This is a genomic window from Micromonospora tulbaghiae, assembly GCF_900091605.1.
GTDB lineage: Bacteria > Actinomycetota > Actinomycetes > Mycobacteriales > Micromonosporaceae > Micromonospora > Micromonospora tulbaghiae.
Genome location: NZ_FMCQ01000004.1, coordinates 458,759 through 473,443, shown reverse-complemented (window position 1 = coordinate 473,443; position 14,685 = coordinate 458,759). Strand labels below are relative to the sequence as shown.

Here is a 14,685-nt window from a genome sequence, read left to right as displayed (position 1 = left end):
AAGGCCACGGCGCTATGTCGCTGAGGTGTTGTACCGGTCCAGCGTCGCCTTCGAGGTCGACGCGTCGCGGAAGACAAGCTCCCACGGGCCGGTGTTCACATCCATGTCCTTGCCGAACCCGACCCACTTCCCGGCCAACCGTCGGCCCGGCGGCTCGGCCAGAAGCTGGATCGCTCCGTGATAGTGGGCACCCCGGTAGTAGCCGGCCGGGTCGGTCTGCTCCACCCAGGTGCCGGTGACAACGGCACCGTCCACGGTCAGGTCCAGCGACAGAGACGAGGACGCCGATCCGGGCAGGCTGCGCGCGGTCAGCCTGTCACCGTGCTGCAGCAGGACGACGAAGTGTTGTCCGGCGAAGGACTCCTCCCGGCCGCTGGAGTAGTACTGGTAGCGGCTGAGCCACACGCCCTCGTACGACCTGTGCGCCGTGCTGGGCTCGGCAGCCGGCGTCGGCGTGGCCAGGTTCGACACGGGTGAGGCCAGGTCGTGGCCACCCTGTTGGTCGTCGGCCACGTGCCCACCGGGCACCGCGGCGAAGCCGAGCAGTGAGATGGGCAGGCCGGTGACGACCTCCAGCGCGCGTGCGAAGTCGTCCTGGCTCATGCGCATCCCGTCATGGAGGGCGCCCAGGGCCGTGTCGGGAGCGGCCATGAGCGACACGATAGCGCTGTGTCGCAGTGGTGTCACCGTTGGTGCGTGGCTCGTAGGTCATCGACGAGCGGCGTTTCGGGGTACGGTCGACAGAATGGCGGCCGGGTGAGTTCGCCGGGCCTCTTGAGCTTGGAGCTGGGCTATGGCTTCCTCCGTCGATCCGCGCTTCGGGGCAGCTCTGCGCGAGTTTCGGGAGCGGCGTGGTCTGTCGCTTCGGTCCCTCGGGCAGCTCGCCCATCGAAGCAAGAGCCATCTGCACGAGCTGGAAGCAGGGCTCAAGGCTCCGACTGTCGACACGGCGCGCCACTTGGACCGGATTCTCGACGCCGGAGGTGTGCTTGCTCGGCTGGTCGATGCGCCGATCGACCATGCGGCCGAGGCGGGCGAGTTGCGGGCGAGGGTTGCCGCCAGTGATGTCAGCGGTGAGGTGCTCGAACGGATCGAGCAGGGCGTCGACGACCTCGCCACCTCCTATCCGACTATGGCGCCGGCGGATCTGTTGCCGCTGGTGCGGCGACATCTGGCCTATGTGGTGCGGCTGCTGGACGGACGGGTCACGCTTGCTCAGCAGCGTCGGCTGTTGGTTGCGGGCGGTTGGTTGGCGGTGCTGCGGGCCACCGTTCACATCGACCTGCGGCAGCGCGGTGCGGCGGCTGCCCATCTGCGTGCTGCTCGTGAGCTTGCCGAACACGCCGAGCATGCGGAGATCCAGGCGTGGTGTCTGGAGACCCGGGCCTGGGACGTGTTGACGCAAGGTGACTACCGGACGGCACTCGATCTGTCTCATCAAGCACAGCGGGTCGCGCCGAAAGGCAGCTCGGCCAGGATTCAGGCGACTGCCCAGGAAGCTCGCGCGTGGGCGCGGATCGGTGATGTGGCCGCCACCCGGCGAGCGCTGGAGCGGGTGGAGCGGTTGACGGCGAATCTGCCCGTTCCGGAACGGGCCGAGCATCACTACCGCTACGATCCCGCGAAGGCCGCCGCCTATATGGCCACGACGTTGGCGTGGGCCGGTGACCCGGCTGCCGAGCAGGTGGCGCGGGCGGTACTGACCGATCTGGACCCGCACGGTGATGGGGGAGCGCGTCCTCGCCGTTCCGCGTCGGCGCGTCTCGACCTCGGACTTGCCCTGGTCGCCGCCGACCAGCCGGATGAGGCGGTTGCGCTCGGGGCGCAGGCGGTGGCGTCCGGGCGGGTGGTGCCGTCGAACTGGTGGCGAGCCGCGGAACTGCTCGCGAAGGTGGAGCAGTCGGGCGTGCCGGAGGCCGCGATGTTGCGTGACCTGTGCGTCGAGTACGCCCCCACCCGCCGATCGACAGCGGACAGCACACCTGGTTAGCGGACAGTCACCTCCTGGATCGTGGACGCGCTCGGCGTGACGCTGGATCTCCACCGGGCGCGGATAGGCACATCAGCAGGTGTCCTCCGTGCCCTCACCACGGAGGGCCGGACAGATGACGGTGACCATTGGGCTCCTGCGACGGCTCGTCGGTCGGTACCTTCCGCCGTCGACGGTGTCCGGCTTCGGCGAGCGCATCCAGGCGATGGAGCAGGAGATCGCCAGACGTCGTTTGCTGGACCAGGCGCGAGGCGGGCAACGGTCCCCGGACGGCGACGCCTCGCGGGAGCGCCGCGTCTCGTACGACGCTTACCTGTCCGCCGCCGCGTTGACGTTCGCCCGGCGGCATCGGCCGGTGTGGTGCTGGCGGCGGTGGAGACGGGTCTGCCGGTGCGGAGCCGACCTGCCCTGTCATTCGCGGCATCGGCTTCCGATCAATCGTGGTCACTGGCCACAGGCGAGCGACAAGTGATCGCCGGGCCGGAGGAGATGATCCTCGCGGTACACGTGCGGGGACTCGACGGCATGTGTGCCGGGTGCCGGGCGTGGTGGTCGCGGCTTACGCCGTACCCATGCTGGCAGGCGGAATGGGCGACGAGTCGGCAGGCGCGGGCGATCACCGCGCGGTTCTTGGAGGGTGCGCGGTGACCACCCACGGCCCGGTCATGCCGGTCTGGAGCTGCGGCGGCTGCGACCTGCCGTGGCCGTGCCCCACCCGCAGGCGGGAACTGCGGGCGGAGTACGCCGGTGCGCCGGTCTCGCTGGCTCTGTATCTCGGCGCCTATCTCGTGCAAGCCTCCGAGGACATGCCCTGGGCACCTGCCGGCGCGCTGCACCGCCGTTTCGTCGGGTGGACCCGGGAGGCCGGTCCGCAGGGGTGGTGACTGCTCAGACGCGTCGCTCCCGCAGCCGCCGCCGGAACCGCATCCACTCGGCCGGTACGACGAGGCAGCCTGCCACCGCGGGTGGCACGGTCACCAGGAAGTCCGGCCACCGCCAGATCGGCGCGTCCGCTTCCCGCAGGTGGGTGGGGTGCCGGGGGTCGTACCGGACCGCTGTCACGTCGCCCGCGGCCGGCCGGTGCACCGGGTTCTCCAGGATCGCCGCCGTGCCCACCGGCCCCGACAGGTAGACGACGTTCAGGGACTTGCCGCGCCCTTCGTAGTTGGCGCGCACCACCTGCGCGTCGCCGATCCGGCCCCTGGTCTCCAGCGTGCGGTTCTCCCACACCTGCCATCCGACGAAGGTCAGGAACAGCGCGGTGAACAGGGACGTGACGAGCAGCCAGAGGCCGGCTGTCAGCACGGTCGCCCCCTCGCCCCGTAGCAGGCCGAGGACGACCTCCTCGTAGCGCGAGGGGCGGCCGACGGGGCCGGCGCCTGCTCCGTCGACAGCCATCCCGCCGCTCCTTCGCCGACTGCCCCGGACATCCACGGTAGCCAGCGAGTCCAGCCCGGTGAGGAAGGGGTGGCGAGAAGTCGATATGACTGAGAGGCATATTTATGACTCCCAGTCATATCGCTCGGAAGTGACCGGACGACCTGACGGCGCCAGGGCGGTGAGCGGCAGCGTGGGCCAGGCCGCGAGGTCCTGGAGCATCTGCCGGTCGTGGGTGGCGACGACCACCGCCGCCCGGGTCGTCAGCAGGGCGGCGGTGAGATCGTCGACCAGCGGCGCCGACAGGTGGTTCGTCGGTTCGTCGAGGATCAGCAGGTCGGGACGTTCGGCCAGGCGCAGCGCCAGGTTCAGCCGCCGTTGCTGTCCGTGCGACATCCGGCCGACGGGGGTACGCCGGGCCTCGGCGTCGAGCAGGTTCGTCGCGCTCAGCGGCAGGGCCGTGCCGGAGCCGACGCGCCCGCTGGAGCGGAGCCGGCCCACGTGCTGCTCGTACAGGTCGTGCGCGAGCAGCGCCGGTGGCCAGTCGGGCACCTCCTGACCGAGGTACGCGACGCGCGCGCCGGACAGGTGGCGGACCTCCCCGGTCGACGGCGTGAGGTCGCCGGCCAGCACGGAGAGCAGCGTCGACTTGCCCGCGCCGTTGGGTCCGGTCACCAGCAGGCGGTCCCCGCCGTCGAGCGTGAGCGTGACCCGGGTACGCAGGCGCCCGGCCACCGTGACGTCGTGGCATCGCAGGATCGGCAGTCCGGCGCGGGTGTCCAGCGGTGGCCAGCGCAGCGGCTGCGGTGGCTCCGGCACGGTGATGCGGTGCGCGTCGAGCGCCTCCTGCCGGCGGCGCAGCGCCTGGACCAGTCCGGGCGCGCGGGACTGGCGCTGGTGCTTGCCGTGCCCCTTCTCCGGCCGCCAGCCGGTGCTGAGGCGGTCCCGCGCCTCCCGTACCCCGTCGGCCAGCCGCTGGTGCTCGGCCTGCTGCGCCTCGTGGTCGCGTACCCAGTGCGCGAAGTCGCGGCGGCGCCCGTCCTGCCAGGCGGCGTAGTCCCCGGCGTAGCGGCGCGGGCGCCCGTCCGCGCTGGGGTCGAGGTCCAGGAACTCCGTGGCGACGTCCTGCAGCAGGGCGCGGTCGTGGGTCACCAGCACGACGCCGCCCGGGTGGTCGCGTAGCCGGGCGGTGAGGAAGGCCAGGCTTTCGGCGTCGAGGTGGTTCGTCGGCTCGTCCAGCATCAGCAGGTCGACCCGCGCTCCCAGCAGGCACGCCAGCCGTACCCGGTAGCGCTGGCCGACGGACAACGTGGCCAGCTGCCGGTCCCGGTCCGGGCATGCGTCGAGGCCGGCCAGCGCCACGTCGACGCGCCGCTGCGCGTCCCAGGCGTCCAGCCGGGTCGCCGCGTCGAGGGCGGCCGCGTACGCGTCGTCCGCGCCCGCCCGGCCCTCGGTGAGCGCGATCGTCGCCTCGTCGAGCGCCCGCAGCGCGCGTTCGGACTCCCGGATCGCCTCCCGGACGAGCGTGCCCACTGTCTCGCCGTGGCGCGACTCCAGGTTCTGCCGGGCGACGCCGATCGTGCCCAGCCGTTCCACCACGCCCTGGTCGGGCGCGATGAGGCCGGCCAGCACGTGCAGCAGGGTGGTCTTGCCGCGGCCGTTCTCGCCGACGACTGCGAGCCGGGAACCGGCGGAGACGGTCACGCTGACGTCGGACAGCACGACCCGGCCGCCGCGTACGACGCGGACGCAGTCGGCCCGCACGTGCGCCCGGTGCCCGGCGGGCAGCGAACCGCCCGAGGTGGATGGGAAGGAAGGAATGTTGTCGAGGTTGTGCACAGTCCGCTCTTCGGCTCGTCGTGGAGCCGGGCAGCGCGAGGACACCGCCCGGCGGGAACGCCGGGACGGCGGAGCAGAGCTGGTACGTCAGAAGAAGCCGGTCACCCTGCCGCCGTCAGCGGAGGGACCAGGGCTTCATGACAGCGGCGTAGAACCTCATGCGGTCAACAGTACCCGGGTCCGGGCCGGAGATCACCGCAGTTACCGGCGGAGGCGGGCGGAGGCCTCGGCGTCGAGCAGGTCGTTCACCGCCAGCGCCGAGTTGATCAGGGCGAGGTGGCTGAACGCCTGCGGATAGTTGCCGATCTGCTCACCGGTGGCGGCGATCTCCTCGGCGTAGAGGCCGAGGTGATTGCTGAAGGTGAACATCTTCTCCAGGGTGAGCCGGGCGTCGTCCAGCCGGCCGGAGCGGGCCAGCGCCTCCACGTACCAGAACGTGCACATGTTGAACGTGCCCTCGTGGCCGGGGAGCCCGTCGGGGGAGTGGACCGGGTCGTACCGGTGGACCAGGCTGTCCGAGACCAGGTCCCGCTCGATCGACTCGAGGGTGGACAACCACAGCGGGTCGGTGGGCGTGACGAAGCCGACCGCCGGCATGTAGAGGAGAGCGGCGTCGAGCACGTTCTCGTCGTACGCCTGCACGAAGCTGCCGCGTTCCCGGTGGAAACCGCGGGCCATGACCTGGTTGTAGATCCGGTTGCGCTGTTCGGTCCAGCAGCTCATGTCCCCGGGCCGGCCGGTGCGGGTGGCCAGGCGGATGGCCCGGTCCAGCGCCACCCACGACATCACCCGGCCGAACGTGTAGTTGCGGGGGTGGTGGCGGCTCTCCCAGATCCCGGCGTCGCGCTGGTCCCAGTTGTGGCAGAGCCAGTCGATCAGCCGCACGGTGCTCTTCCACACCTGGTGCGACACCCGGATGCCCTGCTCGTCGGCGAGGTGCATGGCGTAGAGCGCCTCGCCGTGGATGTCGAGCTGGATCTGGTCGGCCGCGCCGTTGCCGATCCGCACCGGCCGGGAGCCGCGGTAGCCCTCCAGGTGGTCGAGCACCTCCTCGTGCAGGTCCGAGGAGCCGTCCACCCGGTACATGATCTTCAGTGGGTCCTGGTGGTCGCCGGCTTCGCGGATGCGTTCGTCCAGCCAGTCCATGTACCGGCTGACCTCCTCGGTGAACCCGAGGCCGAGCAGCGCGTGCACGGAGAACGAGGTGTCGCGTACCCAGGTGTAGCGGTAGTCCCAGTTGCGGGAGCCGCCGACCAACTCGGGCAGCGCGGCGGTCGGCGCGGCGATCATCGCGCCGGTCGGCGCGTACGTCATGAGCTTGAGCGTGATGGCCGAGCGCTCGACCATCTCCCGCCAGCGCCCGGTGTAGCGGGAGCGCTCGACCCAGCGCCGCCAGTAGTCCCGGGTCCACTCGAACATGCCCTGGACCTCTTCCGGCGGGATGATCCGGGGCTCCTCGCTGCCGGTCTCCAGGACCACCCCGCCGGTGTCGCCCTCCTGCAACGTGCCGTAGGCGATCAGGTCGCCGTCCTCCATGCGGATCTCGCCGGTCTTGGCCCAGAGCTGCCGTACCGGATCGATCGGGTTGAAGGCGAGCGTCGCCGACCGGCTCCGGAACAGGTAGCCGTTGCGGTGCCGCTCCAGCTCGTGGCTCTCCCGGGCGAAGTCGAAGCGCGGCCGGCACTCCACCCGGAAGCGCATGGTGCCCCGCACCATGTTGACCATGCGTACGACGCGGTGCGAGTCGGTGACCCGCTCGCCGGTCACCGGCATGAAGTCCATCACCTCGGCGACGCCGTCCGCGCTGATGAACCGGGTGATCAGGATCGGCGTGCCGGGCAGGTAGAGCTGCTTGGTGACGTACCGGACCTCGTGCGGGGCGATCTGGAAGAAACCGCCCTTGTCCTTGTCGAGCAGCGCGCAGAAGATGCTCGGCGAGTCGAAGCGCGGCGCGCAGAACCAGTCGATCGTGCCGTCGCAGGTCACCAGCGCCGCGGTCTGCAGGTCGCCGATGAGCCCGTGATCCTCGATCGCCGGATAGCCCTCCACGTCGCCCCCCAGGTTCCGACTGCCCTCTCCGACTCAACCTAGGGGAAGAATTGTCAGGTTAGGGAGGATTCGTGGTCACCCACCCTCCCGCGCGCCACGCCGGGCCTCGACCGCCCGGCGGGTCTCCTCCTGCACCAGGTCCGCGTTGATCATCGCCGCGGTCCAGGCACCCGCCGCCGCGGCGGCCCCGACCTGCGCCGACAGATCGGTCACGTTGCCGGCGAGCCACACCCCGGGCACATGGGTACGCCCCGCCTCGCCGGCCGGCAGGTACTCGCCCATCCCGCTGGGGTGCGGCTGCGGGTGCAGGCCCAGTCCGGCCAGGAACCCGGTCCGCGCCACCATCCGGGGCGCGACGGTGAGCACCTCGCGGTCGACAGTGCGGCCGTCGCGCAGGCGTACCCCGGTCAGCCGGTCCCCGTCCGTCTCGACGGCCGCGACCTCACCCTCGACCACCGGCACGCCGCGCGCGGCGAGCTGCTCGGCCTGCTCCTCGGTGAGCGGCGGCGCGGTGTGCCGCAGGTAGACCACGTCGTCGCTCCACTGCCGGAACAGCAGCGTCTGGTGCACCGACATCGGGCCGGTGCCGAGCACCCCGATCGGCCGCTCGCGCACCTCCCAGCCGTGGCAGTACGGGCAGTGCACCACGTCCCGCCCCCAGCGCTCGCGCAGGCCGGGCACCTCGGGCAGCTCGTCGACCAGGCCGGTGGCGACCAGCACGTGGCCGGCGCGTTCCCGGCGGCCGTCGGCGAGCACCACCGCGAACCCGGCGCCGTCGCGGTCCACCGTCTCGACCCGGCCCTCGGTCAGGTGCCCGCCGTAGCGGCGCACCTCGTCCCGGCCGCGCGCCAGCAGCTCGGCCGGCGGCACGCCGTCGTGCCCCAGCAGGGCGTGCACCCCGTCGGCGGGCGCGTTGCGCGGCTCGCCCCCGTCCACCACCAGCACCGACCGGCGTGCCCGGGCCAGCATCAGCGCGCCGCTGAGCCCGGCCGCGCCGCCGCCGATCACCAGTACCTCGTAGCTCTCGGTCATCGTGACCACCTCCGCGACCAGATTGCGGCGAGGCCCGGCAGAACCGCAAACTCTGTTGCTGATGTGGCAAACTGGTGGGCATGGACGACGACCTCGACCAGGCCCTCGACGCGGTCGGCCCTCGGCTGCGCGCGCTGCGCCGCGAGCGGGAGACCACCCTCACCGACCTCTCCGCCGCCACCGGCATCTCGGTGAGCACGCTGTCGCGGCTGGAGTCCGGCGGCCGCAAGCCGACGCTGGAACTGCTGCTCCCGCTGGCCCGCGCGCACGGCGTCACGCTCGACGAGCTGGTCGGCGCCCCGCCCACCGGCGACCCGCGCGTCCACCTGCGGCCGGTCGCCGCGTTCGGGATGACCATGCTGCCGCTCACCCGTCGCGCCGGCGGCATCCAGGCGTACAAGCTGATCATCCCGGCCGGCGGGCGGTCCGAGCCCGAGCCGAAGACCCACGAGGGGTACGAGTGGGTCTACGTGCTCAACGGACGGCTGCGGCTCGTGCTCGGCGAGCACGACCTGGTGCTCGAACCCGGTGAGGCGGCCGAGTTCGACACCCGCGTACCGCACTGGTTCGGCCGCGCCGACAGCGAGGGGGTGGAGTTCCTCAGCCTCTTCGGCAGCCAGGGCGAACGCGCCCACCTGCGCGCCCGCCCCCGCGCGTCCCGCTGAGGGGCGTCCGCGAACGGGCCCGCCACGGCGCCGGGGGCGCGACGATCGGCTGGTGACCTATGCGGACGTCGGCGGGCTGCGGATCTGGTACGAGGAGCACGGCACCGGCAGGCCGCTGGTCCTGCTGCACGGCGGATACGGGTCGACGGAGACGTTCGCGCCGGTCCGGCAGGCGCTCGCCGCGCGCCGCCGGCTGATCGCCGTCGACCTGCGCGGCCACGGCCGCACCGGCGGTCTGGACCGGCCGCTGCGGTACGAGTCGATGGCCGACGACGTGGCCGGCCTGCTGCGCCGGCTCGGCCTGCCGCGGGCCGACGTGCTCGGCTACTCGCTCGGCGGCGGGGTGGCCCTGCGTACCGCGATCCAGCACCCCGCCCGGGTCCGCCGCCTGGTGCTCGTCTCCACGCCGTTCCGGCGGGGCGGCTGGTACCCGGAGACGGTCGCCGCGATGTCCGCCCACGACGAGCGCGTCGCCGAACGCATGCGCGGCACCCCGTCGTACGAGCGGTACGCGCGGGTCGCGCCCCGCCCGCAGGACTGGCCCCTGCTCTGGGCGCGCAGCGGGGAACTGCTGCGGCGGGACTACGACTGGTCCGCCGAGGTGGCCGCGCTGCCGATGCCGGTGCTGCTGGTCTTCGCCGACGCGGACGAGATCCCGGTGAGCCATGCGGCGGAGTTCTTCGGCCTGCTCGGCGGCGGCCACCGGGACGCGGGCGGCGACGGCGCCGGCCGTCCCGCGTCCCGGCTCGCGGTGCTGCCCGGGCTCACCCACTACGACGTGGTTGCCTCACCGGCGCTGCCGGCGGCGGTGCTGCCGTTCCTCACTCATCCGGCCCGCGCCCCCGGCTGACTCACCCCACGAGCGCCGGGGCGTCGGCGCGCTCCGCCGTGCGGGGGCGCAGCAGCGCGTACGCGAGCACGACGGCGACCACGAGCAGCCCGGCGCCGACCGCGAACGCCAGGTGGAATCCGCTGGTCAGCGCGGCGGCCTGGTCGTCGCCGAGCGCGACCCGGTCCGCCGTCCGGGCGGCGGCCAGCGTGGACAGCACCGCGACGCCGAACGCCATGCCGAGCTGCTGGGTGGTGTTGAACAGCCCGGAGGCGAGTCCGGCGTCCTCGGCGCGGGCGGCGGACATGGCGAGCGCGGTGAGCGCCGGCAGCACCAGCCCGAACCCGCCGGCGAGCAGCATCACCGGGAGCACGTCGCGCAGGTACCGGCCGTCCACCGGCACCCGGGTCAGCAGCGCGAACATGGCGGCGAGCAACACGAGCCCGGCGATCAGCACGACCCGCTCACCGAAGCGGGCGTTGAGCCGGGCCGAGACGCCGAGCGACACCGCGCCGATGACGACGGCGGCCGGGAGCAGCGCCAGTCCGGTGCGCGTGGCGTCGTAGCCGAGCACCTGCTGGAGGTAGAGCGTGACGAGGACCTGGAACGCGAACGTCGCGGCGACGGTGAGGACCTGGACCAGGTTCGCCACCGCGACGCCGCGCGAGCGCAGGAGCCGCAACGGCATGAGCGGGCGGCGCGCGGTGGCCTGCCGGACCACGAAACCGGCGAGCAGCGCCACGGCGAGCGTGCCCAGGCCGAGCGTGTGCGCCGACGTCGCCCCGTACCGCTCGATCGTGACCACGGTGTAGATGCCGAGCACGAGCCCGGTGGTGACCAGCAGCGCGCCCGCCACGTCGGCTCCGGCGGCCAGGCCCAGGCCCCGGTCCGCGGGCAGCGTGCGGACCGCGAGCGCGATCGTGGCCAGGCCGATCGGCACGTTGATCAGGAAGATCCAGTGCCAGCCCAGCGCGTCGGTGAGCAGGCCGCCGGCGACCTGGCCGATGGCCGCCCCGGCCGCGCCGGTGAACGCGAACACGGCGAACGCCCGCGCCCGCTCGGCGGCGTCGGGAAAGAGCGTGACCAGGATGCCGAGACTCACCGCTGTGGCCGCCGCGCTGCCGACGCCCTGGAGGAAGCGGGCCGCGACGAGCGTGGTGCTGTTCTCCGCGAGCCCGGCCAGCACGGAGGCGGCTGTGAACAGCGCGGTGCCGCCGAGAAACATCGCCCGGCGCCCGATCAGGTCGCCGAGCCGGCCGGCGAGCAGGAGCAGGCTGCCGAACGCGATGAGGTACGCGTTGACCACCCAGCTCAGGCCGGCCGGGGAGAAGCGCAGGTCGCGCTGGATGGCGGGCATCGCCACGGTGACGATGCTGCCGTCGAGGATGGTCATCAGGGCGCTGGTGGCGAGCACGCCGAGGGCGAGCCGCCGGGAGCGGGGAGCGGACATGGAGTCCTCCTGTCGAGAGGTGCGACAGGAGAGACCGTAACGGATAGTTCCGTTACAGACAATCTATTGAGGGACTATTGGCGGGCTCGGCGGGCCGGTTTCGGGCTCTGCACCGGTGTGGCCAGGTGGCCGGCGGCCAGGCGCTCCAGCGCACGCAGAAAGACCTTCCGCTCGTCGTCCGGCAGGCTGGCCAGCGCCTCGGCGTGCACCCGGTCGACGATCTCCCGGCTGCGCGCGGCCATCCGTGCGCCCTCGTCGGTGACCGCGATGATCCGGGCCCGCCGGTCGGTACGCGACGGACGCCGTTCCGCCAGCCCGGCCTGCTCCAGCGCGTCCACCGTCACGACCATCGTCGTCTTGTCCATGTCGCCCATCTCGGCGAGCTGGATCTGCGTACGCTCCTCGGGCAGCGCGTGCGCGAGCACGCAGTGCATCCGGGCGGTCAGCCCGATCTCGGCGAGCGCCGCCGCCACCCGGGTACGCAACACGTGGCTGGTGTGGTCGAGTAGGTACGACAGGTCCGGGGTGCTCATCCGCCCAGCGTACCGATGATTCCGTGGCGGATGATCCGGCTCGGACGCGGTCCGGGCCCGGATACGATCTTGTGAGATGTCGTCGGTGAGAGAGGTTTGGTGCGGTGAGCGACGAGCACGGCAGGCAAGTGGTGGTGGGTTACGACGGGTCTCCGGCCGCTAGCGCCGCCATCGAGGCGGGCGCGCTGCTGTTCCCCGGCGCGCACGCGTGGATCGGGCATCTGTGGACGCCTCCGTTCGCCAGCGAGGAACTGCGCAAGCGGCTCTGGACCGGCACCCGCAACATCAACGTGTTCGTCGAGGCGATCGAGCGTGAGGGCGGCCGGGAGGCCGACCGGATGACGTCCGTCGGCGTGATGCTGGGCCGGGCCGCCGGCTGGGACGCCGAGCCGCTCGTGTGCCGCAGCTACGGCGGCGAAGGGCTCCGGCTCGCCGAACTGGCCGACGAGAAGCAGGCCGACGTGCTGCTGCTCGGCTCGCGGGGCCTCGGCGGCGCCCGCGCGGTGCTCGGCAGCGTCTCCGACATGGCCGTGCACTACAGCCCGCGTCCCGTGCTGGTCGTGCCGCACCCGCTGCTGACCGACGAGTACGACGCGCTCGCCGCCGGGCCGGTGGTGGTCGGCTGGGACGCCTCGGCCGGGTCCGAGGCCGCGCTCGGCACCGCCCGCCGCCTCTTCCCCGAGCGGGAGATCGTCCTGGTCGTCGTGGACGGCGACGAGGGGGACACGTCCGTCCCGGAGACGGTCGACGGGCAGCCGGTGACCACCGTCCGCGTACGCGCCGGCGGCGGCGCTCCCGGGCGCGCGGTGGCCGACGCGCTCTCCGCTGTGGCCACCGAGCGCAAGGCGAGCCTGGTCGTGGTCGGCTCGCGCGGCCGGACCGCGGTCCGCAAGATCCTGCTCGGCAGCGTCGCCATGGCCACGCTGCACCGCGCCCACCGGCCGGTGATGGTGGTCCCGCAGAGCCCGGTCCGCGAAGCCGAGTAGCGGTCAGCCCGCGACGGCTGGAACATCACGGGTGTCTCCCGGCCTCGGGAGACACCCGTGGCGTTCCACCCGCGTCACCGATGCCGGCGGCGCAGCCACCGGTACGCCGCCAGGCCGCCGAGCGCCAGCGCCACGAGGCCCGCACCCCACCACGCCCGGCCACCCGGGCCCGACGGCGGATCGGCCTCGCGGACCCGGCCGGCGTGCACCACCGAGTCCGCCACGTCGACGGCGAGCACCTGGTCCGGCGCGGTGAGCAGCGTGACCGGAGCGGCGGCGCCGGGTGTCAGGCCCAGGACCCGGATCGACCGCACGTTGCCGTACGCGGTCCGCTGGTCCATCTCCAGCCCGTCGGCGTACCAGCTCGGCGCGCTCGGCTCCGGCCGGTACGCGACCACCCACGCGGTCCCGTCCGGCAGCCAGCCGAGCAGTCGGATCGCCGTCACGCCCGAGACGGCGGCCAGCGGGGGCGCGGGCAGCTCCCGGCCGTCGGTGTCGACCCGGCGCAGCCGCCACCGGTCGGCGGCCACCTCGTGCCCGACCAGCGCCAGCGAGCCGTCCGGCAGCCAGGCCCCCTTGCCTGCGAGCGCGGTGTCGGGCGGCAACGCGAACGAGGAGAGCTGCCGCCCGTCCGGGCTGCTCACGAGCACCTTCGTGCCGACCTGGTAGGCCAGCCGCGACCCGTCGGCGTCGAACGCCACCGGCGAGCCGAACACCGGCACCTGCGTGGTCTCCAGCAGCCGGACCGCCCGGCCGGTGTCCAGCCGCACCAGGCTGAGCGTGTTGACGTGCGCGCTGACCTCCGGATTCGCCGGAGTGGTGTCCACGACCACCAGCGCGGACCCGTCCGGCGCCCACCCGGCCGGCGTGGTCGCCACACTGCCCGGCCGAGGGCTGGGCAGCCGCCGGACCGTGCCGCGGGCCAGGTCGATCACGTCCACGCCGGGGCTGGTGGGCGACCCGTCCGGCACCGCGAGGAACCGCCCGTCCGGGGACAGCAGCACCCCCTCCCCGGCCGGCACCTCGAAGCCCACCGTCCACGTCCGGTACCGGTCCGCGTCCGCCCCGACGATGCCGACAGTGCCGTTCTCGTCGAGCAGGCCGGTCAGCCCGCGCGCCTGCCCGCTGAACACCACCGACGCCGGGCCGAGCGCGGGCCGGTCGGTGGCCCGCAACGCGCCGAACGGCGGCAGCCCGAGCCGGTCCGGCAGCGCCGCCCCGTCCGAGCCCGCCGGCGCGGTCCGGCCGTCCCCGCGTACCGTCAGCGGCACGGCCGCCACCAGCGCCAGCACCGCCGTGACCGTCGCGGCGGCCCGCCACCGCGTGCGCCGCGCGGTCCGCACCGCCCGGTCGTGGACCGGGTACGCGGGCACCTCGGCCGCCGCCTCCCGCAACGCCTCCCGCAGCCGTACGCTCATCGCTCGCTCCTCTCCGGAGTCCGCTCCAGGAGTTCGGGGACCAGGTCGCGGAGCCGGCGTACGGCGTCGTGCCCGTGCCGCTTCACGGTGCCCACCGAGCAGCCGAGCGTCTCGGCCACCTGCGCCTCGGTCAGGTCCTCGTAGTACCGCAGCACCACCACGGCCCGCTGCCGCGCGGTGAGCCGCCGCAGCGCCGCCACCACGCTCAGCCGCAGCGCCGTCTCCTCGCTGTGGTCGCCGCCGCCACGCTCGGCCGGCGTCGCGTCCAGCCGCTCGACCACCCGCCGACGGCGCCACCAGGAGACCTGCTGGTGGTACATGACCCGGCGTACGTACGCCTCCGGATCCCCGTCACGGATCCGCCGCCAGTGGCGGTAGGTGCGCGCCAGCGCGCTCTGCAACAGATCCTCGGCGAGCTGGTGATCGCCGGTCAGCAGGTACGCGGTCCGCGACAACGCGGGTGACCGCTGCACCACGAACTCCCGGAACGACTCCGACATGCCCACCCCCTCACCGC

General features: G+C 73.1%; 14 protein-coding genes and 1 pseudogene. 6 read left to right on the top strand and 9 right to left on the bottom strand.

Annotation, left to right across the window (positions count from 1 at the left end):
• Window positions 1-12: 12 nt before the first annotated feature.
• Window positions 13-660, bottom strand: a complete 648-nt coding sequence (locus GA0070562_RS14915) for an XRE family transcriptional regulator (RefSeq protein WP_370013350.1) — start codon at window positions 658-660, stop codon at window positions 13-15.
• A gap of 133 nt (window positions 661-793) precedes the next feature.
• Here GA0070562_RS14915 and GA0070562_RS14910 point away from each other — a divergent pair, with 133 nt between their 5' ends.
• From GA0070562_RS14910 to GA0070562_RS14895, 3 genes and pseudogenes are all read left to right on the top strand, one after another.
• Window positions 794-1,990 carry a helix-turn-helix domain-containing protein gene (locus GA0070562_RS14910; protein WP_091421336.1) on the top strand — a complete coding sequence of 399 codons (1,197 nt, stop codon included), beginning with the start codon at window positions 794-796 and terminating at the stop codon, window positions 1,988-1,990.
• A gap of 267 nt (window positions 1,991-2,257) precedes the next feature.
• A pseudogene (locus GA0070562_RS30985) lies at window positions 2,258-2,638 on the top strand (hypothetical protein); the annotation flags it as partial.
• On the top strand, window positions 2,635-2,874 hold the full coding sequence (locus GA0070562_RS14895) for a hypothetical protein (protein ID WP_091421332.1): 240 nt from the start codon (window positions 2,635-2,637) through the stop codon (window positions 2,872-2,874). The pseudogene GA0070562_RS30985 and the gene GA0070562_RS14895, both read left to right, overlap by 4 nt.
• Before the next feature lie 4 nt (window positions 2,875-2,878).
• Here the strand turns inward: GA0070562_RS14895 and GA0070562_RS14890 are convergent, their stop codons facing one another.
• The 4 genes from GA0070562_RS14890 to GA0070562_RS14875 form a co-directional block, all read right to left on the bottom strand.
• Window positions 2,879-3,388 (bottom strand): hypothetical protein, encoded by a 510-nt coding sequence (locus GA0070562_RS14890; RefSeq protein WP_091421331.1) that lies wholly within the window; start codon window positions 3,386-3,388, stop codon window positions 2,879-2,881.
• Between the two features lie 102 nt (window positions 3,389-3,490).
• Window positions 3,491-5,206 carry an ABC-F family ATP-binding cassette domain-containing protein gene (locus tag GA0070562_RS14885; RefSeq protein WP_254663799.1) on the bottom strand — a complete coding sequence of 572 codons (1,716 nt, stop codon included), beginning with the start codon at window positions 5,204-5,206 and terminating at the stop codon, window positions 3,491-3,493.
• A 201-nt stretch (window positions 5,207-5,407) separates the two neighbouring features.
• Window positions 5,408-7,255: a glycoside hydrolase family 15 protein gene (locus GA0070562_RS14880; RefSeq protein WP_091421329.1), complete on the bottom strand. Its 1,848-nt coding sequence runs from the start codon at window positions 7,253-7,255 to the stop codon at window positions 5,408-5,410.
• Between the two features lie 75 nt (window positions 7,256-7,330).
• Window positions 7,331-8,287, bottom strand: coding sequence for an NAD(P)/FAD-dependent oxidoreductase (locus GA0070562_RS14875; RefSeq protein ID WP_091422030.1), 957 nt, complete (start codon window positions 8,285-8,287; stop codon window positions 7,331-7,333).
• Between the two features lie 80 nt (window positions 8,288-8,367).
• On the opposite strand from GA0070562_RS14875, the gene GA0070562_RS14870 reads away from it, so the two are divergent.
• Together GA0070562_RS14870 and GA0070562_RS14865 are read left to right on the top strand one after the other, a co-directional pair.
• Window positions 8,368-8,952, top strand: coding sequence for a helix-turn-helix domain-containing protein (locus GA0070562_RS14870; RefSeq protein ID WP_091421325.1), 585 nt, complete (start codon window positions 8,368-8,370; stop codon window positions 8,950-8,952).
• A 52-nt stretch (window positions 8,953-9,004) separates the two neighbouring features.
• Entirely contained in the window at window positions 9,005-9,802 is a 798-nt protein-coding gene (locus GA0070562_RS14865) for an alpha/beta fold hydrolase (protein ID WP_091421323.1), read from the top strand.
• 1 nt (window position 9,803) lies between these two features.
• Here the strand turns inward: GA0070562_RS14865 and GA0070562_RS14860 are convergent, their stop codons facing one another.
• Together GA0070562_RS14860 and GA0070562_RS14855 are read right to left on the bottom strand one after the other, a co-directional pair.
• On the bottom strand, window positions 9,804-11,231 hold the full coding sequence (locus tag GA0070562_RS14860; RefSeq protein ID WP_091421322.1) for an MFS transporter: 1,428 nt from the start codon (window positions 11,229-11,231) through the stop codon (window positions 9,804-9,806).
• Window positions 11,232-11,305: 74 nt separating this feature from the next.
• Window positions 11,306-11,764, bottom strand: a complete 459-nt coding sequence (locus tag GA0070562_RS14855; protein WP_091421321.1) for a MarR family winged helix-turn-helix transcriptional regulator — start codon at window positions 11,762-11,764, stop codon at window positions 11,306-11,308.
• A gap of 104 nt (window positions 11,765-11,868) precedes the next feature.
• On the opposite strand from GA0070562_RS14855, the gene GA0070562_RS14850 reads away from it, so the two are divergent.
• The gene (locus GA0070562_RS14850) at window positions 11,869-12,750 is read left to right on the top strand and encodes a universal stress protein (protein ID WP_091421320.1); all 882 of its coding nucleotides are present in this window, start codon (window positions 11,869-11,871) and stop codon (window positions 12,748-12,750) included.
• A 74-nt stretch (window positions 12,751-12,824) separates the two neighbouring features.
• Here GA0070562_RS14850 and GA0070562_RS14845 read toward each other — a convergent pair whose 3' ends face one another.
• Together GA0070562_RS14845 and GA0070562_RS14840 are read right to left on the bottom strand one after the other, a co-directional pair.
• Window positions 12,825-14,168, bottom strand: coding sequence for a TolB family protein (locus tag GA0070562_RS14845; protein WP_091421319.1), 1,344 nt, complete (start codon window positions 14,166-14,168; stop codon window positions 12,825-12,827).
• A complete protein-coding gene (locus GA0070562_RS14840; RefSeq protein ID WP_091421317.1) occupies window positions 14,165-14,668 on the bottom strand; it encodes a SigE family RNA polymerase sigma factor in 504 nt (167 codons plus the stop codon). Before GA0070562_RS14840 ends, GA0070562_RS14845 begins: the two co-directional genes overlap by 4 nt.
• Window positions 14,669-14,685: the final 17 nt, after the last annotated feature.

Coding starts and splice junctions, on each gene's coding strand:
- GA0070562_RS14855 (WP_091421321.1), bottom strand. CDS start 11,764: ATGAGCACCCCGGACCTGTCGTACCTACTCGACCACACCAGCCACGTG.
- GA0070562_RS14860 (WP_091421322.1), bottom strand. CDS start 11,231: ATGTCCGCTCCCCGCTCCCGGCGGCTCGCCCTCGGCGTGCTCGCCACC.
- GA0070562_RS14910 (WP_091421336.1), top strand. CDS start 794: ATGGCTTCCTCCGTCGATCCGCGCTTCGGGGCAGCTCTGCGCGAGTTT.
- GA0070562_RS14870 (WP_091421325.1), top strand. CDS start 8,368: ATGGACGACGACCTCGACCAGGCCCTCGACGCGGTCGGCCCTCGGCTG.
- GA0070562_RS14840 (WP_091421317.1), bottom strand. CDS start 14,668: ATGTCGGAGTCGTTCCGGGAGTTCGTGGTGCAGCGGTCACCCGCGTTG.
- GA0070562_RS14845 (WP_091421319.1), bottom strand. CDS start 14,168: ATGAGCGTACGGCTGCGGGAGGCGTTGCGGGAGGCGGCGGCCGAGGTG.
- GA0070562_RS14875 (WP_091422030.1), bottom strand. CDS start 8,287: ATGACCGAGAGCTACGAGGTACTGGTGATCGGCGGCGGCGCGGCCGGG.
- GA0070562_RS14890 (WP_091421331.1), bottom strand. CDS start 3,388: ATGGCTGTCGACGGAGCAGGCGCCGGCCCCGTCGGCCGCCCCTCGCGC.